Source organism: Nitratireductor aestuarii (genome assembly GCF_014641695.1).
GTDB classification, from domain to species: domain Bacteria; phylum Pseudomonadota; class Alphaproteobacteria; order Rhizobiales; family Rhizobiaceae; genus Chelativorans; species Chelativorans aestuarii.
In genome coordinates this window covers 102,843-120,815 of record NZ_BMIF01000008.1, presented here as the reverse complement: position 1 = coordinate 120,815, position 17,973 = coordinate 102,843, and the positions used below count along the sequence as shown (strand labels likewise).

Genomic DNA, 17,973 nt, shown 5'->3' with positions numbered 1-17,973 from the left:
CAATAATTTCCAATTGCATTTGCTGTTCGCGATGATAAGATTTTCTTATCATGCGATTGACCCTGAAACAGCTCGCCTACTTTGAGTATCTGGCTGAAACAGGCCACTTTGGTCGCGCCGCCCAAGAGGCCGGCGTCACGCAACCAGCCCTTTCCGCCCAGATTGCCGAGATGGAAGGCCAGCTTGGCATACGCCTGTTCGAGCGAGGCCGCGGATCCATCCGCCTGACCGCCGAGGGCGCTGAGCTTCGCCCGCGCATCCAGCGCATCCTGAGCGAAGTTGAAGATCTGGAGCGGGCCGCCATGCGCGGCAGGGACATACTTGAAGGCCGTTTTCGGTTAGGAGTTATCCCCACCGTAGCGCCCTATCTGCTCCCCTATCTCCTCCCGCTCCTCAAGGAAGCATTCCCCAAGCTGCAGCTCGAGGTGCGGGAATCCGTCACCGACACCTTGCTGGAGGAGGTGAGCAACGGGCATCTCGACGCACTGATCGCCGCCGAGCCGCTCTCAGCCAGTGGCATCGATCATATCCCGCTCTTCGAGGACCACTTCCTGCTCGCCGTACCAACCGCAGAGGTTCCCCGCATTGCCCCTCCGGTGGCCCATGAGGCGATGGCGCTTGAACGCCTGATGCTGCTGGAGGAAGGTCACTGCATGCGGGCGCAGGCGCTCGCACTCTGCAGCAAGGTTGAGCCGGTCGCGATGCAGAGCTTCGGCGCGACGAGCCTCGCCACCCTCCTGCACATGGTTTCCCACGGGTTAGGTGTGACGCTGATCCCTGAAATCGCCCGGGAAACGGCGGAGCGGCTGCCGGGCGTCAGCGCCCTGCCCTTTGTCGCGCCCTCGCCTTCACGCACCATCTGCCTTGGCTGGCGGACGACCAATCCCCGCAGCGAAGATCTCCAGTCGCTCTCCGACTGCATAAGAAAAGCCCACCGCAAGGCAGTGGGCTTGGAGAAATAGACGTTTGAAGCGGCGTACTTAGCGGCCGCCGTGATAGTTCGGGCTCTCGCGCGTGATGGTCACGTCATGCGCATGGCTTTCCCGCAGGCCAGCGCCCGAAATGCGGACGAAGGTAGCCTTCTCCTGGAACGCCTTGATGTCGCCCGCGCCGACATAGCCCATGGCAGCCTTGAGACCGCCGGCGAGCTGGTGCAGGACACCGGAAACCGGACCCTTGTAGGGAACCTGGCCCTCAACACCTTCCGGCACGAGCTTCAGCGTGTCGCGCACTTCCGCCTGGAAGTAGCGGTCGGCCGAGCCGCGAGCCATGGCGCCAACGGAGCCCATGCCGCGATAGGCTTTGAACGAGCGGCCCTGGTAGAGGTAAACCTCACCCGGCGTCTCATCGGTACCGGCGAGCAGTGAGCCCACCATGGCTGCGTCCGCACCGGCGGCAATCGCCTTGGCAAGATCACCGGAATACTTGATGCCGCCGTCTGCGATGACGGAGATGCCATGCTTGCGGGCAACGTTCACCGCGCCCATGATGGCGGCGAGCTGCGGTACGCCAACGCCTGCGACGATACGGGTGGTGCAGATGGAGCCTGGTCCGATGCCGACTTTGACCGCGTCTGCGCCGGCATCGATGAGGGCAAGCGTGCCGTCCGGCGTCGCCACGTTTCCGGCGATTATCTTGACGTTGCCGGAAATCTTCTTGGCGCGGGTAACAGCGTCGAGCACGCGCTGAGAATGGCCATGCGCAGTGTCAATCACGAGGAAATCGACGCCAGCATCAATGAGACGCTCAGCACGCTCGAACCCATCGTCACCAACGCTGGTGGCTGCGGCAGCGCGCAGGCGACCGTGCTCATCCTTGCTGGCGAACGGATTCAGCTGCGACTTTTCCATGTCCTTGACGGTGATCAGGCCCACGCAATTGCCGGCATTGTCGACCACCAGCAGCTTTTCGATGCGATGCGCGTGCAGCAGGCGCTTGGCCTCGTCCTGCCGAACATTCTCGGTGACGGTAACGAGGTTCTCGTGCGTCATCAGCTCGCGGATCGGCTGGTTCGGATTGGAGGCAAAGCGCACGTCACGGTTGGTGAGGATGCCGACGAGCTTGCCGGTCGTGTGACCGCCCTTGCCGCCATTCTCCACCACCGGAATGCCGGAAATGCGGTGCTGCGCCATCAGCGCCATCGCGTCGGCGAGCGTTGCTTCCGGCCCGATGGTGAGCGGGTTCACCACCATGCCGGACTCGAACTTCTTGACCTGGCGGACTTCTTCGGCCTGCTCGGCCGGGGTCAGGTTGCGGTGGATGACGCCAACGCCGCCTGCCTGCGCCATGGCGATCGCGAGCTTCGACTCGGTCACAGTGTCCATTGCGGCGGAAAGGATCGGAAGGTTCAGCTCCACGCCGGCGATCGTGGTGCCGACGTTGACCTCGCCCGGCATCACATCCGAGTGGCCCGGCTGAAGAAGCACGTCGTCAAAGGTGAGTGCTTCGAACCCTGTCGCAGTTTCTATGATTTTTGCCATTGCCAGTCCTCGGAATAGAAAAAGCCGGCCCGTGCAATAGCAAGGACCCGCACTGGAAAATTCCCTTTCAGGATTGGCGGCGGTTCGTACCACTTCCGGAACAAAAATGAAAGCCGTTAACGTGTCGCAACAGCGAACTTGTTGCAGTCAGCCGTAAAACGCCACCGGATGGCCGTAGCCATCCAGCCGATTAGTCTTCGTCGTCGCCATCTTCGACTGGTACATCCTTCCGGCCCTTGAAGTTGCGCGCGAGGATGTAAAGCTCCACCGATTCCGCCCGCGATGCCGGCGGCTTGACATGGTGAACGGAGGCAAAATGCTGCTTGAGCATGGTTAGCACGTCACCTTCCGCCCCGCCCTGGAACGTCTTCGAGAGGAAGTGTCCGCCCGGCTTCAGCACGGAAATGGCAAAATGGGCCGCCGTCTCGCAAAGGTGCATCGTGCGGATATGGTCGGTCCGCCGGTGCCCCGTTGTGGGCGCGGCCATGTCGGAGAGCACCACGTCCGGAGCTCCACCCAGCGCCTCGATCAGCTTGTCCGGCGCGTCATCATCGAGAAAATCCGCCTGCAGAATGATCGCGCCCGCCATCGGATCCACAGGCAGATAGTCGATGCCGACCACGCTTGGCGATTCTGGCTTCGACTTCACCACCTGCGCCGCGATCTGGCACCATCCGCCCGGAGCCGCGCCAAGATCCACCACCTTCATGCCGGGTGCCAGAATCTTGTACTTTTCGTTGATCTCGATGAGCTTGTAGGCCGCGCGCGAGCGCATGCCCTCCGCATTGGCGCGATGCACGTAGGGATCATTGAGATGCCGTTCGAGCCAGCGGCGCGACGAATTCTTGAGCTTGGTTTTCTTGACCCGGGTCTTCAGCTGACGGAGCCCGGTGCCAGCCTTCTTGTCTTTCATGATGCTCTCGCTGCCGCATGGAACCGCTTGCGTCGCCAGACGCCGTCCCGTGCCATCATTTCACTCAGCATGCCTTCGCGCAGGCCACGATCCGCAACCCTCAGTCGCTCCGACGGCCATTGCCGGCGGATCGCTTCCAGAATTGCACAACCCGCCAGAACCAGGTCCGCCCGTTCCTCGCCGATGCAGGGATTGGCCTTCCGCTGGTCAAAGCTCCAGCCAAGGATACGCTCGATCATGCTGTCCACATGTTCACGGTCGAGCCAGAGGCCGTCCACCCGACGCCGATCATAACGGCGCAGGCCGAGATGCACACCAGCAAGCGTGGTCACCGTTCCGGACGTGCCCAGCAGATGGAACCTATCACCTGCGGAAACATGCTTGAGGCTGTTGGCCCCCTCAAAGCCACGCAGGAGATCGCTGACATTTGCGACCATCGCCTCGAAATTCTCAGGCGTCACGTCGCGACCGCCGAAGCGTTCCGCAATGGAAACGACCCCCACCGGCAGCGACGTCCAGGCAACGATATGATCGGCAAGCCGACCGGTTCGCTTCTTGGTGAGGTCGACCAGCGCGATCTCGGAAGAACCGCCGCCGATATCGAACAGCACGAGGCCGTCCGTATCACGTCCGACAAGCGAACTGCAGCCGGCGACGGCAAGCCGCGCCTCGGTCTGCCGGTCGATGATCGTGAGTGCCAGGCCGGTCTCCTTCTTGACGCGCGTCAGGAAATCCTCGCCGTTGGCAGCCGAGCGACAGGCTTCCGTCGCAATCAGCTGCATGCCGGAAAACGTCTTGCCCTCAAGCTTCTGCGCACAGATGGCGAGCGCGCCGAGCGCCCTGTCCATTGCCGCCTCGCCAAGCCGGCCATTCGCCGACAGCCCCTCACCCAGCCGCACGATTCGCGAAAATGCGTCGACCACGCGGAATCGCCCGGGCTTGCTCGGCGAAGCGATGAGCAGCCGGCAATTGTTGGTTCCGAGGTCGAGCGCTGCATAGAGCCGTTCGGCCGGCCTGCTGAGCGCATACCGGGTCGAAGCGCTCTTCTCGCGTCGCTGGCGATTCTCATGGGAGGGAGCCGATTCGGCAGCCGCGGTCGGCTGACCTGCTTTGGCCTGTCCTTGAACCGCCGGTACAGTGGTCTGTCCTGACGACTCACCACCCCGCATAAAGACGCGATTGCGGCTGCGCTTTCTCTTGCGCTTCCGTGTGCGTTTTACCGGCTCCGTGCCCGTTGGGGCGGGAGCCGCTTTTGGCCGTTGTCCCTGCGGATTCCGGCCACCCCTGGCGGGGGTGTGATCGCGAGCAGCCCTCGCAACCGGCGGTGCGTCACGTTGATCGTGGTCCACCGCTAATCCTTTCACGCCGTACGTCCATCTTGCGATGTGCGGCGTATCATCTCTTGTTGAGACCAGATTAGCAGTCTCTGGCCAAATGACCAAGAGGCACGGACACATTTGAGCTTTGTGCCTCGCGTAAAGTTGGGTTCCTGCACGCCAACTGCGACAGATAGGCCTTTCAGGACGGCTGACCTGTTAAATTGTCAATTTTGATCATCAAGGTGGGTTGACTATGCGTGAGGCATCAGTAAATAAGCGCCCATCGAGTTGCTACCGGCTCGACGGACTCGGCGAAAGCCTGTTGGGGAATAGGTTAACGGTAGACCCACGGACTCTGACTCCGTTAGTCCTGGTTCGAATCCAGGTTCCCCAGCCAACCCTTCCTTTAATATTCGAACCACGTTTTGATCGGATGCGCTACGCGTCCCGATAGATCTTGCCGCGCTCGCGCACAGGATCAAGCAGCGACCAGTCGCCCTGCTCAACTTCATAACCTTTTGGGAACGGCGGACGGTGTTCCACGCCAATCGACGCAAGCACGCGTGAGTCGCGGTAGTAGGCGCGGGCGACGATGCTCTCGATCACCGCGAAAACGCCGGGCCGTTCCGCCCGCAGCCGCGCAAGAAGTGCCGCCTGTTCAGTAGCTTCAAGGGCGCATAGAGAGCCGCCTGCCGCGTCGTCCACGCTCGCAAGTAGGGACACTACCGCCCCATGGTCGCGGTGGTCGATGATCGAGAGAATATCCTGGAGGATGACGGGATCGTTGGCTGCAGGCACGCCAAACTCCGAACTCGCCGGAATCATGTGGCCTGCGATGCAGGCGAGGCAGGCAACCTGACTGTCCGAGACCGTGAGCGAAGCAGCTTCAGGCGAAGAGGTCATGAAGACGCTCCTTGATCTGGTCGGCGATGTAGAGAGCGATCGCCTGGATAGTCGATGTCGGGTTCACCCCGCCGGACGTGACAAACACACTGCCATCCACGATGAAGAGGTTCTTCACATCATGGCTGCGGCCCCAGCTATTGACTACCGAATTGCGCGGATCATCGCCCATGCGGGCGGTGCCAAGCAGATGCCAGCCCGCATAGGGCAGCGGCGCACGAGTGACGATATCCTTCGCACCGGCCACGGTGAGGATGTCGGTCGCACGCGCCAGCGAATGGTCGAGCATCTTCAGCGTGTTCTCGCCCAGCCGATAGGTGATCTTCGGCGCGGGTATGCCGTTCGCGTCCTTGAGCGCGGGGTCCAGCGTGACGCGGTTGATCTCCTCCGGTAAATCCTCACAGACCGACACCATACCCGCCTGCCGCTCGAACAGGTCGCGATAGGCCGCGTGATGCCCCTCGCCCCACGGTAACAGGCCATCACCCATGCCGTTGATGGCTGTTATCGCCGGGCTGAACCCGCGCGTAAACTGATAGCAGTAGCCGCGTTTGAAATCGTTCGCGGGGTCCGTCTCGTAGAACTGCATCGACCACATGAACACGCGTGAGCCGCGATATGCGTCGAGCTTCTCGTCAAACGTACCGCGCGCAAGCCCGTAGGGATGGAACATCAGGTTGCGCCCCACCTGCCCGCTCGAGTTGGCAAGTCCGCTGGGAAACCGCTCTGAAGCCGAGTTCAAGAGAATGCGCGGCGTGCCGATGCCATTGCACGCCATGATGACGATCTCGGCTGGCTGGAAGACTTCCTCGCCATCGCCATTGAAATACCATGCACCCGTAGCCATCCGGTCTTCGTTTGTTTCGATCCGGCTGACGCGGCAATTGGTGCGCAGCTCGACACGATTGCGGATCGCCTCCTGCCAGTAGGTGATGTCCGTGCTGGACTTGGCTCCCTGCGCACAGCCATGGCCGCAATGGCCGAGATTGATGCAGGGCGCGCGGCCCTGATATTCCTGCGAGGTGATCGCACTGTCGGAGGGCCAGCAGTGCCAGCCAAGCTCGTTCATGGCCCGGCCAAGGCGTTCGCCTGTGCGCCCAAGCGGCAAAGGCGGCATCACCGCCTCCTTGTCGGGGTAAGCGGGGTCGCCAGCAAGCGAGGCCACGCCCATCATGCGGTCGTTGATCGCGAAAAAGGGCTCCAGCTTCCAGTAGTCGATCGGCCAGTCATCGGCCACGCCATCAAGCGTACGCACCCGGAAGTCAGACGGATGCATGCGCGGGAAATGCCCGGCATAAAGAATGGTGCCGCCGCCCACGCCATTGAAATTGGCGACCTTGATCGGAGACTCGTCGTCGTTGATCGGATAGTCGGCCTTCCCCTTACGGCGGTTCGGGCTGATGGCATAGTCGCCGAACTGCCTGTTCTCCCAATCCAGACCGGTGCTCGGATAGCGCGACGGCTCCTGCCAATCGCCCTGCTCCAGGCAGACTATGCGCATCCGCGTGTCGGCGAGGCTCCACGCGACGGCGGCACCCGAAGCGCCACCGCCAATGATCAGCACGTCGACCGTTTCATTCATGATCATGCAGAACCTCTGCCCACCAGGCGACTGGTCAGAAATCCAGACGCGGCGTCGCCGTGCGGTTGATGAGACCGGTCTTGGCAAGCGGCGGATATTTCTTCAGCGCCTCTTCGTTCGGCTCTGTACCCCAGCCCGGGCGGTCCGGCAGGATCAGGTAACCGTCTTTGTACTCCGGCGCATGGGTAAACACTTCCGAGTCCCAGGATATACGGTCGATATCGGTTTCCATAATCCGGACATTGGGCACCACGGCGCTGAAATGCGCGTTCATCATCGTGCACAGGTGGCCGTAGAAGTTGTGCGGCGCGACACTCACCTCGTAAGCTGCTGCGGCTGCAGCAATCTTCAGCGACTGCCAGACACCATTCCAAGGTGTGTCAATGATGGCGACATCAACAGCCTGGTTCTGGAAGAATGGCAGGAACTGCTGCAGGCCGAGAAGCGTCTCGCAGGATGCGATCGGATGATTGCTCTTGGAGCGGATATAGGCGAGTGCCTTTGGGTCGAGCGTATCGAGCTCCACCCAGAAAATGTCGAGATCGTTGATCTCACGGATCATCTCCAGATAGCCATCCGTGCGCGCATTGAAGTTGAGATCAAGGAGGATGTCGATGTCGGGACCGGCGGACTCGCGCATGATTTCCAGATGCCGGCGCAGATCCTGGCGCGTCTTGCGCTCGACATTGCGCGACAGGTCATGCGGACGGCCGAACCCCGGGGCCCAGGCGGAAATCCTGTCATTCGCGTCGTATTCGAAGATGTTTGTCTTCAGCGCCGTGAACCCGTCGTTGCGGACATCATTGGCAATCTGGCGCACGCCATCCGCATCATGGATCGGCGGTGAGAAATGCTCCGTACGCATGCGATAGGCAACGCAGTGGGACCAGTAAACGCGGATCTTGTCGCGCACCATTCCGCCGAGTAGCACATGGGCCGGAACGTCCATGATTTTCGCCTTGGCGTCGAGCAGCGCATTTTCTATAGCGCCAATGGCCTGAGCGATCACACCACTGAGCGCAGGACGTGTCACATCGCTCAGGTCCTCGCGGATGTGCTCGTGCAGCAAAACGCTTTGGCCAATCAGCCTATGGCTGAGTTCGTTGATGATATAGGCAACACCTGGCGAACCGAAATTCTCGTCGAACTCGCTCCAGCCGACAGTTCCATCCTCTGTCGTAATCTTCAGGAAGTGGTAGTTGCGGAAGGAATTGCTACAGGAGAGCGTCTTTACTTCGGCAATTCTTGCTTTGTTTCTCATGACCTTCAATGCCTGTTCTTGAATTTGAATAGCGAGCGGTGCATCGCTCCCTCTTACGTCGTAACCGTCTCGCGTCGCCTTCCGGAGGCCGTGTCGAACACGTGGATGTCGGCGGGCTTGGCCGAAACATGGATTGTCTCGCCGGGCTGCACATCGGTTCGGCCGCGGATAAGGACGCGAATGACATAGTCGCCCAGACGTGCGGTGATCTGCGTTTCAGAACCGGTCGGCTCGATGACCGAGACCACGGCAGGCCATCCGGCATCCGTGAGGAAAAGGTGCTCGGGCCTGACGCCGATCGTGGTGCGCCCGTTGCCGGCAACTGGTGCTGGCAGCGCCACCTCGGTGCCGTCATCGAGGATGAGTGCATTGGGTGTGTTGAGCGATCCCTCGAGGAAGTTCATCGGCGGCGAGCCTATGAAGGCCGCGACGAACAGGCTCATCGGCTTGTCGTAGAGTTCCAGTGGCGGTCCCATCTGCTCCACGATGCCGCCATTCATGACCACGACCCGGTCGGCGAGCGTCATCGCCTCGATCTGGTCGTGCGTCACATAGACGGTGGTGACGCCGAGGCGCTGGTGCAGTTCCTTGAGTTCCGAGCGCATCTGCACCCGCAGCTTTGCGTCGAGGTTCGAAAGCGGTTCGTCAAACAGGAAGACGTTCGGGTTACGCACGATGGCCCGGCCCATGGCGACGCGCTGGCGCTGGCCACCGGAGAGTGCACGCGGCTTGCGGTCGAGCAGCTGCTCAAGGCCGAGAATACGCGCGGCGTTCATCACGCGCCGGTCGATCTCGTCACGGGAAATCTTCCGCTGACGAAGCGCAAAGCCCATGTTCTGGCGCACGTTCATGTGCGGATAGAGAGCGTAATTCTGAAACACCATCGCGATGTCCCGGTCCTTGGGCGCGATGTCGTTCACCACCCGGTCCGCGATGACGATATCCCCCGCGGTGATGTCCTCGAGCCCCGCGATCATCCGCAGAAGCGTGGACTTGCCACAGCCGGAGGGACCCACCAGCGCCACGAACTCGCCATCAGAAATGTCGAGCGAAACGCAGTGGATGACCGGCAGCGCCCCGTACGACTTGTGAACGTTGCGGATAGCAACTGTACTCATGCGTTTACTCTCTCCCCATCGTCTGTCGCCAGCGCGGCCCTCCTCAAGGCCGGCACCCGCCACGATGTTTATTGTCAGCCAGTGCCCAGGGCCCGGACTTCATTGTCTTCTGCAAGCGCGCTCGCGATTGTTTCGTAAGCCGAATGTTCGTGCAGCTTGATCAACGAGGCCGCAGCCTCGAAATTGCCGGCGCGCAGCGCGTCGCGGATCGCCTTGTGTTCAGCCAGCGATGCCGCCATGCGTTCCGGCAGCAGGTTGAAGCCATAGTGCGCCGACGTCATCGCGCTCATGTTGACCAGCATGCGCAGGCACCATTGCGACTGCGGCGTGTCGCTCAGGAGCACGTGGAACTCGTGGTTGGTCTGCGTGTAGCGCGTCGTGTCCTGGGCATCGACGGCAGCCGTCGCTTCGGCGATGTTGGCGTCAAGCGCCGCAAGCCGCTCCGCGTTGAAGCTGGCACTGCCAAGCTCAATGGCAAGCGCGCCGATCAATCCCCGCAGCGCATAGATCTCGCGCAGCTGCTCGCTGCCCGCACTCGCCACCACCGCGCCTACATGCGTCTGCACCTCAAGCCAGCCTTCGGAGGCAAGGCTGCGGATTGCCTCGCGGATCGGCGTCTCGCTGATGCCCAGCGCCTCGGAAACCTCGCGCGTGGTGATGCGGTCGCCCGGCTTCACCTGCCGCGAGATGATCAGCCCTTCGATATGCCGGCGGGCGAGGTCCGTCTTGGAAAGGAAGATCGCGGGCTTCGTCATCGGGCAATCATCCGGGCGTTTACTGTCATGAACTTCATCCTGGTTATCCCTTGGTCGCGCCGTCGGCGAGGCCTTGAATGAGCCACTTCTGGACCAGAAGCGCGAAGACCACCACTGGCAGAACCGTAAATGTCCCCACCGCCGTCAGCGCGCCCCAGTTGGCGCCGTTTACCGTGTCTCCGGCGATGCCGGCGATGGCTACGGGAATGGTCGACGCATAGCGGTTGGTGAGCACGAGCGCGAAGAGCAGCTCTTCCCAGGCGAGGATCATGCTGAAGATCAGCGTCGACAGGATGCCCGGCATCGAGATCGGTACGATGATCTTGAAGAACGCGCCCATGCGGCTGCAACCGTCGATCATGGCGGATTCCTCAAGCTCCTTAGGCAGCGCCAGAAAGAAGCCGCGCATCAGCCACATCACGTACGGAATGAGGAAGGTGCAGTAGGCGAGGATCAGCGTAATGTGCTGGTCGGTAACGCCGAGCGAGCGGGCCACAAGGAACATCGGGACAGCAAGCGCGATCGGCGGCACGCCGCGTGACAGGAGGATGAGCACGCCGATCGTTCCCGCGCCCCGCAGCCGGATGCGCGCCAGGGCATAGCCCGCCATGCCGCCTGCCACGATCGAGATGATGCCGGAGCCGGCTGCCACGATGATTGTATTGATCATGCGGCGGCTGATGTCGGCGCGCTGCATGTATTCGAAATAGTGCTGCAGCGTCGGTGTGAAGAACAGCGTCGGCGGCACCGTGAAGATATCACGCTGCGCCTTGAACGATGACAACACCATCCAGAACACGGGGAACAGGAAGATGACGCAGGCGAGCAACCCGGCTGCGATGCGTACGCGGGGCCAGAAGCGGGACTTGCGCGTTCCGCCGGAGAGAGCGAGCGAGGTCAATAGCGGTCCTCCAGCTTGCGGGTACCGATCAGGAAGATCCCGGTGAGCACCATGGTAAGGACGAGGACGATCACCGCCATCGCCGCCGATTCAGCAAAGCGCAGCGACCGAAAGGCTTCCTCATAGATGAAGAGGTTGATGACGTTCGTCGCACCACCCGGCCCGCCATAGGTCGCGGCGAGCGCGATATCGAACATCTTCACCGCACCGAGCCACCGCACCACAAAGGTTGCGGCAATGATCGGCACCAGCAGCGGCAGCGTGATCGACCACAGCATCGACCACCAGTTGGCCCCGTCGATCTCGGCTGCTTCGAAGATGTCGCGCGGCAGCGCCAGCAGCGCTGCCGTTGCAATCAGGATGACGAAGGGAGTCCAGCGCCAGGTATCGATGATGATGATCGAGGCCATGGCGAGTGTGGGGTCGCCGAACCAGTCGAGCCCATCGACACCGAAAAGGCCCGCCACCCAGTTCATGATGCCCCAGAGCGGGTCGAGGATCATGCGCCAGATACCGCCGGCGACAACGGGCGCGACCACCATCGGAATGATGAACAGCGCACGCACTGCCCCACGGCCGCGCCACGGCGCATTGATGAGATAGGCTATGCCGAAGCCGAGCACGATCTGGATCGGCAGCGCGAAAGCCAGATAGATGAGCGTCACCCGCATCGACGACCAGAACCGGTAGTCATCGAACACATGGGCGTAGTTTTCCCACCCGACGAATTCTACGGCACTGAAGGTCATGAGATCGAAGCGGGCGAAGCTGATCTCGACCGTATAGATGATCGGATAGGCGAGCATGGCGGCGAGGATGATGGCCGCAGGAGCCATGAAGGCCCACCGCGAGGCGGCATCCATGAGCTTGCTGCGTACGGGAGACCGCGCGCGGCGCACCTCCCCGGCTGTCATCGTGTTCGTCGCCATGCTTCCCATCCCGGCTTTACTTGAGGATCTTTTCGATCTTCTCGGCAGCCACGTTGAGCGCTTCCTCGGCACTCACCTGGCCGGCAATGAAGCGGGAATGCTCGTCGGCGAGCACCTGCTGAGCCGCATCCGAACGCGGATGGCGGATACGCCACATCTTGCCTTCGCCTGCCGCGTCATAGGCCTGCTGCAGTGCGTCGAACACGGGCACGAGCCACGGCTCCGACGGCTCGGCGGCGAGCGTAGACTTGCGCGCCGGGAAGACGCCGAGGTTGGCTGAATGCCACTTCTCGCCTTCCTTCGAGCTCAGCCACTGCAGGACAGCCCATGCAGCTTCCGGGTTCTCGCTCTTGGCCGAAACCGCACCACTCCAGATGCCGCGATGTGCGCCAGCGCTCTTGGAGCCCATTGGCAGAACCTGGATGCCGACCTGCTCGGGAGTGAGCGTGGTGGTTGCAGCGTCAATCGCCGAACCCTTGAAGACCGAACCCCAGTTTATGTGGGTCGCAACCATGCCCTGGCGGAACGCCTGGAGGGATTCCGAGAAGCCGTGGCTGATGGCGCCCGTCGGGGCAAACTCAAGCAGCTTCTTGTGCGTCTCGAGTGCAGCGACGCCAATCTCGTTGTTGAACGCCGGCTTGCCGTTCTCGTCGAGCAGGCTGCCACCGTTCGAGTTCATGATGGTCTGCCAGATGGTCGGCGTCAGCGGCTCGCGCACGAAATAGGTGTCGATCGCCCAGGCATCCACCTTGCCGTCGCCATTGGTGTCCTGCACCAGCTTCGGCGCCTGCTCGAGGAACTCGTTCCAGGTGAGCTTTGGCGTCGGAACCGGCACGCCCGCCTTCTCATAGAGGGACTTGTTGACGAACATCATGAGCATGTTCGAGCGGACCGGCACGCCGTACTGGACGCCATCCCACTCGCTCGCCGCAAGCGGCGCCACGTTAAAGTCGTCCCAGTCGAAGTCTTCCGAGGTCCAGCCCTTGACCTCCTCCGACCGCAGGTCGAGTAGAGCACCGACGGAAGCCAATTGCGGTACCCACGGATCATCGGCGATGATGATGTCGTAGGTCGGGCTCGGGCCGGTCGCGTCCAGCATGCTCTTGGCGAGCAGCTCGACATAGGGAACGCCGTCGATAGTCACCTTGACGTTTGGATAGTGCTTGTTGAACTCAGGCACCATCAGCGTCTGCCACTGGTTGGCGAACGCTTCATTGGCGATCATTCGGACTTCGACCGGCTTGTCCGGAGTGCCGAGGCCTTCGGCCTGAGCGACCATCCCCGTCATGGTGGCGATGACGGCTGCAGATGCCGACACCATCAGGGCGCGGCGCGACAAGGAGCTGACAGCTCCAAAGAGTTGTTTCATGATTTCCTCCCATGTCGACAGCAGCGGTTCTCCTCCCGGCGGCTGCGACCTCGTCCGATGCTACATTCTATAGAATCCAGAACATGGAATTCGTAGGGGAGGCTTTCGCTCCTGTCAATCCGTGCGCGTGGGCAATTCTCGGGCTCGCTTGGATGGCCGTGGATACGTGTACAGACCTTCGACAACTCCCGAATTCAGAAGCTGGCAAAATAATGCATCGAGCACCGGAACCTGATCGTGGCTAATGAATTTGCCCGAAATGCTCTTCTATCCCGTTGTATAATTATTTAACATAACACCATAATCTACCGCGGGGTGCAGGAGGGCGAAGTGCCAGCTGGCTGCAAAGCCAGGGGCGTTTGCGCGAGAGAGGATGCCTGCCCATGCAGATGATCACCGCCTTCTTTGGGCTCATCGAAGATCTCACCTGGGGCTGGGCGCTGATCCCCATCCTCGTCGTCTTCGGCGTTTTCATCACCGTGATGAGCGGTTTCGTCCAGATCGAATATTTCGGACGAATGTTCCGCGTCCTGTCTGGCAAGAACCAGACGGGCGACCCTAACGCCATCAGCGCCCGCGAGGCTCTGCTTGTGTCCGTCGGCGGCCGCGTCGGCGGCGGCAATATTGCCGGCGTGGCCGTGGCGATTACGCTTGGCGGACCCGGCGCTGTGTTCTGGATGTGGGCCATTGCCGTGGTGGGCATGGCGACCAGCCTCGTGGAATGCACGCTGGCGCAGCTCTACAAGCGCTCCAACGGCGACGGCACCTACCGCGGCGGCCCCGCCGACTACATCATCTACGGCCTTGGCGTGAAATACAGATGGCTTGCGGTCCTCTACGCGATCTGCCTGCTCTTGTCCTTCGCCTTCGGCTTCAACGCCTTCCAGGGCAACACCTTTGCCGGCGCTGCCAACGAAAGCCTCGGCATCGATCGCATGTGGACCGGCATCGGGCTGGCGATCATCACCGGCTTCATCGTCTACGGCGGCATCCGCCGCATTGCCAAGGCGGCCGACGTGATCATCCCGGTCATGGCCGTGATCTACATCGGTCTCGCGCTGATCGTGATCATCCTGAACATCACCGATCTGCCCCGCGTGTTCGTGTCGATCTTCGCCAACGCCTTCGGCTTCGAGGAAGTGGTGAGCGGCGGTGTCGGCGCGGCACTGGCGCAAGGGCTGCGGCGCGGCCTCTTCTCCAACGAGGCAGGCCTGGGCTCGGCACCGAACGTGGCCGCCACCGCAGACGTTCGCCACCCCATCAGTCAGGGCATCACGCAGTCTCTCTCCGTGTTCATCGACACGATCATCGTCTGCTCCTGCACGGCCTTCATCATCCTGCTGAGCCCCGTCTACCAGCCGGGCATGGAAATCGACGGCATCGTGCTGACCCAGCAGTCGCTGGCAAGTCAAGTGGGCGACTGGGCCCAGTACTTCCTTACCTTCGCCATCCTGCTCTTCGCCTTCAGCTCGATCATCTACAACTACTACCTCGGCGAGACTGCGGTGAGGGTGATGACGTCGCAACCGGCGGCACTCCATATCCTGCGCTGGGCGGTTGTCGCTGTCGTCTTCCTTGGCTCGACGGCGCCGGGCGCCACGGCGGTCTTCTTCTTCTCCGATCCCTTGATGGGCGTACTGGCCGTGGTGAACCTCATGGCGATCATGATGCTGTTCCCGACCTGCCTGCGCGTGCTGGACGATTTCCGCGTACAGCTGAAGGAGGGCGTCCTGCGGCCCGTGTTCAAGCCCAAGGCCTTCCCGGACCTGAACCTGGACGAAAACGCCTGGCCGCACGCGAAACTGGTCGAGCAGGAATTTTCAGCATCCATGCGGCCTGCCCCTTCCACCACCTGACCTCAGAACCATGCCAGCGGAAAGGCTGGCAGGGTTGCCCCCCTCCCGAATGAAATAGCGGAACACTTCGGCCTCCTCTCCGTTGGACAGGCAACCCAATGAACGGAGGCAAACAATGCACGATCTGAACGGCAAGCGCGTCGCTATCCTCGCCACCCACGGTTTTGAGCAGTCCGAACTCGAAGTACCCCTGCAGAAGCTGCGCGAAGCCGGCGCAACGGTTGAAGTCGTTTCCCCCGAGAGCGGCGAGATCAAGGGCTGGGACAAGAAGGACTGGGGCCGCGCCGTACCGGTGGACCGCGCGCTCGACGGAGCCTCCGAGGCCGACTACGACGCTCTGGTGCTCCCCGGCGGCCAGATGAACCCGGACACGCTGCGCGCAAACGAGACGGCTGTGAACTTCGTAAAGTCCTTCTGGAACGCCAAGAAGCCCATCGGCGCAATCTGCCACGGCCCGTGGCTGCTGGTGGAAGCCGGCATCGCCGAAGGCCGCCGCATGACCTCCTACGGATCGATCAAGACGGACGTCATCAACGCCGGCGGCCTCTGGGAAGATTCAGAAGTCGTGACCGACCAGGGCCTCGTCACCAGCCGCAAACCCGACGACCTCCCGGCCTTCTGCGCAAAGGTGGCGGAGGAAATAGCGGAAGGAAAACATGAGCGGCGATTGTAATAAGTCTTCGTGGAGGTGGCGAGGCGCGCTTGTCGCCCGCCTCGTTGCGCCCATCTAGACGACCAGCAATCTATAGAACTTATTGTCTTCACCAAGTTTGGAGAGCGCTTTGAACATTAGGTCTCCAAACTCATAGGATTCATCCGTCCAGCTCTGCCAATTTGCTTTGACCTCTGATTCAAGAACCGCCTTCGGCTTATCGGTCCTCTCCAGAAACTGCGCGTATTTGTCGAGCAGTTGAATAACGGTATCATGTATGGAACCGAATTCTTTTTGGTCCAAGAGCCACTGAAGGCGTTCTGTCGGGGTCTTCTGAGTCATCTGCATCGCTCGCTCTAACGAGACAGTCTCCTCACGCTTGAACACGCCTAAGAGAAACAGCAGAGCTGAATAGCAAGTTAGCATCCTGCTGTGCTTTAGTTTATCGTTTTTAATTTTTCTTTGTATTTTCTTTTCTTCCGGGACGGTTTTTGTGTTTGCTTCATAGTTGACACAGAATGTGCGCCACAGTCGAAGAATGTCATTCGCAAGAAAAGCAGGCATAAAGCATTGAGCGTGATCACTATAGTCTCTCCAATATGAAGCGATCACTTCACCTATGATCTCATCATAGGTCTCTTGACCGATTAGCGGCCGACTCTCCAGGAATAATAGCAATCGACCGGTAAGCGTATTATTTGCATCGTCATCCGGCTTACCTAACAAATCAGTGAATTGCTTAACCGAATAATGACTTAGATACTTTCCATCAGAGTCAAACTCAGGCATCCCCAGCTCGCGCAAGGCGCTGATGAGGTTCGCCTTTACTAAGATCTCATCCAGATTGCTGAGCTGCCTAATTTCAAAGCCATTTTTAGTCGCCGTTTTACTCACGATAAAAAGGTCGAGATCACTGTTCTGCCCTGCTTCCAGCCTCCCAAAGGAACCAGTCGCGTAGACGCAAGCCTTGTCACCAACCAGATCAATCGCTTTGCCCAGCAGCCCCCGAAGTTCCTCAAAGCGACGCTCAGTATCAGATCTTCTCTTTTCCAAATACTCCATTTTCCGCCCCCCACTCAAATACGTTTGCGAATAGCTCCGCCTGTTCTATGGCGTCATCAAGTGCATGATGTGTATGCTTTCTATTTGGCAAAAGTTCGCTAGGCACTCTCGCACGACCTGCTCCGGCGATTGGCAATCCGGTCTTTACCGAAACGGCTGTTTTGATGTCGAAACAGCGCGAATGACCAAAGGGTGATCCTTGTTCCGTAAAACGCACGAAATACCAGTATAGCCACGTCCAATCAAAGCTAAGTGGATAAGCGACGAAAACAGGATTTCCACCTCCTGCTATCTTGCGCACCCACTCGCCTGCCTCACGCATAGCCTGCGTTGGCTGCATCCCCGTCTTCATTAATGCATCTCGATCGAGACCGTTAACTGCCAAAGCCTCAGGTTCGAAATCTTCGGAAATCGGCCGCAACTCGCGGTAGAGATAGTGATCGTAGCTAAGTGGCCGTTTGAAAGACTTGCCGTCATAGATCCCGGCATAGACCAGCGCGAAGGAGAGTATCGAGTATGGACCAGGGATAGGTCCGTCCGTCTCTATGTCGGCCGAAAAATAGACGTCCACCTTGCTCTCCAATTTTGCATCGCTGACAGCGCACACGGAGGAATCGTGGGCATTTGTTGCGAAAGTATGTTTTAAGGTGGTTTGTCCCATAACTTTTCTCAGGTTCGAATCGGGCATGTCATGTGTGGAAGATTTCATCGCGTGTCGTCCGAGTCCACTCACATCCTGTCCCATCTATCGCGGCCCAAATCGTGCCTTCAGCATGCCTTGTTATCAAGAACAACCTTAGCACTCTTGTCTAGGGAGATGGTGACTCTTTTGAAAGTCGGTCGATCCACTCCCATGCCACCAAATCCTCTTTC

16 protein-coding genes and 1 tRNA gene are annotated in these 17,973 nt (G+C 60.4%); 4 read left to right on the top strand and 13 right to left on the bottom strand.

Annotation, left to right across the window (positions count from 1 at the left end; all coding sequences use genetic code 11):
• The first annotated feature begins 47 nt into the window (after positions 1-47).
• A complete protein-coding gene (locus tag IEX27_RS13770) occupies positions 48-962 on the top strand; it encodes a hydrogen peroxide-inducible genes activator (RefSeq protein WP_188721754.1) in 915 nt (304 codons plus the stop codon).
• Positions 963-980: 18 nt separating this feature from the next.
• Here the strand turns inward: IEX27_RS13770 and guaB are convergent, their stop codons facing one another.
• The 3 genes from guaB to IEX27_RS13755 form a co-directional block, all read right to left on the bottom strand.
• Positions 981-2,480, bottom strand: coding sequence for an IMP dehydrogenase (gene guaB, locus IEX27_RS13765; protein WP_188721644.1), 1,500 nt, complete (start codon positions 2,478-2,480; stop codon positions 981-983).
• Positions 2,481-2,670: 190 nt separating this feature from the next.
• Entirely contained in the window at positions 2,671-3,393 is a 723-nt protein-coding gene (locus tag IEX27_RS13760) for an RlmE family RNA methyltransferase (protein WP_188721643.1), read from the bottom strand.
• The gene (locus IEX27_RS13755) at positions 3,390-4,742 is read right to left on the bottom strand and encodes a Ppx/GppA phosphatase family protein (RefSeq protein WP_244630370.1); all 1,353 of its coding nucleotides are present in this window, start codon (positions 4,740-4,742) and stop codon (positions 3,390-3,392) included. The genes IEX27_RS13760 and IEX27_RS13755 overlap by 4 nt, the downstream gene beginning before the upstream one ends.
• 293 nt (positions 4,743-5,035) lie before the next feature.
• On the opposite strand from IEX27_RS13755, the gene IEX27_RS13750 reads away from it, so the two are divergent.
• Positions 5,036-5,109, top strand: a tRNA-Gln gene (locus tag IEX27_RS13750).
• Positions 5,110-5,150: 41 nt separating this feature from the next.
• On the opposite strand, the gene IEX27_RS13745 is transcribed toward IEX27_RS13750, so the two are convergent.
• From IEX27_RS13745 to IEX27_RS13710, 8 genes are all read right to left on the bottom strand, one after another.
• The gene (locus IEX27_RS13745; RefSeq protein WP_188721641.1) at positions 5,151-5,615 is read right to left on the bottom strand and encodes a hypothetical protein; all 465 of its coding nucleotides are present in this window, start codon (positions 5,613-5,615) and stop codon (positions 5,151-5,153) included.
• The gene (locus IEX27_RS13740; RefSeq protein WP_188721753.1) at positions 5,599-7,197 is read right to left on the bottom strand and encodes a GMC family oxidoreductase; all 1,599 of its coding nucleotides are present in this window, start codon (positions 7,195-7,197) and stop codon (positions 5,599-5,601) included. The genes IEX27_RS13745 and IEX27_RS13740 overlap by 17 nt, the downstream gene beginning before the upstream one ends.
• Positions 7,198-7,231: 34 nt before the next feature.
• Positions 7,232-8,458: a mandelate racemase/muconate lactonizing enzyme family protein gene (locus IEX27_RS13735; protein WP_188721640.1), complete on the bottom strand. Its 1,227-nt coding sequence runs from the start codon at positions 8,456-8,458 to the stop codon at positions 7,232-7,234.
• Between the two features lie 53 nt (positions 8,459-8,511).
• Positions 8,512-9,576 (bottom strand): ABC transporter ATP-binding protein, encoded by a 1,065-nt coding sequence (locus IEX27_RS13730; protein WP_188721639.1) that lies wholly within the window; start codon positions 9,574-9,576, stop codon positions 8,512-8,514.
• 74 nt (positions 9,577-9,650) lie between these two features.
• A complete protein-coding gene (locus IEX27_RS13725) occupies positions 9,651-10,331 on the bottom strand; it encodes a GntR family transcriptional regulator (RefSeq protein ID WP_188721638.1) in 681 nt (226 codons plus the stop codon).
• A 43-nt stretch (positions 10,332-10,374) separates the two neighbouring features.
• Positions 10,375-11,232, bottom strand: coding sequence for a carbohydrate ABC transporter permease (locus IEX27_RS13720; RefSeq protein WP_188721637.1), 858 nt, complete (start codon positions 11,230-11,232; stop codon positions 10,375-10,377).
• A complete protein-coding gene (locus tag IEX27_RS13715) occupies positions 11,229-12,161 on the bottom strand; it encodes a carbohydrate ABC transporter permease (RefSeq protein ID WP_244630369.1) in 933 nt (310 codons plus the stop codon). The genes IEX27_RS13720 and IEX27_RS13715 overlap by 4 nt, the downstream gene beginning before the upstream one ends.
• 16 nt (positions 12,162-12,177) lie before the next feature.
• Positions 12,178-13,530 carry an ABC transporter substrate-binding protein gene (locus IEX27_RS13710; protein WP_244630368.1) on the bottom strand — a complete coding sequence of 451 codons (1,353 nt, stop codon included), beginning with the start codon at positions 13,528-13,530 and terminating at the stop codon, positions 12,178-12,180.
• 383 nt (positions 13,531-13,913) lie between these two features.
• On the opposite strand from IEX27_RS13710, the gene IEX27_RS13705 reads away from it, so the two are divergent.
• Together IEX27_RS13705 and IEX27_RS13700 are read left to right on the top strand one after the other, a co-directional pair.
• Entirely contained in the window at positions 13,914-15,386 is a 1,473-nt protein-coding gene (locus tag IEX27_RS13705; protein ID WP_188721636.1) for an alanine/glycine:cation symporter family protein, read from the top strand.
• Between the two features lie 115 nt (positions 15,387-15,501).
• The gene (locus IEX27_RS13700) at positions 15,502-16,059 is read left to right on the top strand and encodes a type 1 glutamine amidotransferase domain-containing protein (protein ID WP_188721635.1); all 558 of its coding nucleotides are present in this window, start codon (positions 15,502-15,504) and stop codon (positions 16,057-16,059) included.
• 54 nt (positions 16,060-16,113) lie between these two features.
• On the opposite strand, the gene IEX27_RS13695 is transcribed toward IEX27_RS13700, so the two are convergent.
• Positions 16,114-17,100, bottom strand: coding sequence for a nucleotidyltransferase domain-containing protein (locus IEX27_RS13695; RefSeq protein WP_188721634.1), 987 nt, complete (start codon positions 17,098-17,100; stop codon positions 16,114-16,116).
• Positions 17,072-17,809 (bottom strand): 3'-5' exonuclease, encoded by a 738-nt coding sequence (locus tag IEX27_RS13690; RefSeq protein WP_210315538.1) that lies wholly within the window; start codon positions 17,807-17,809, stop codon positions 17,072-17,074. The genes IEX27_RS13695 and IEX27_RS13690 overlap by 29 nt, the downstream gene beginning before the upstream one ends.
• Between the last annotated feature and the right edge of the window lie 164 nt (positions 17,810-17,973).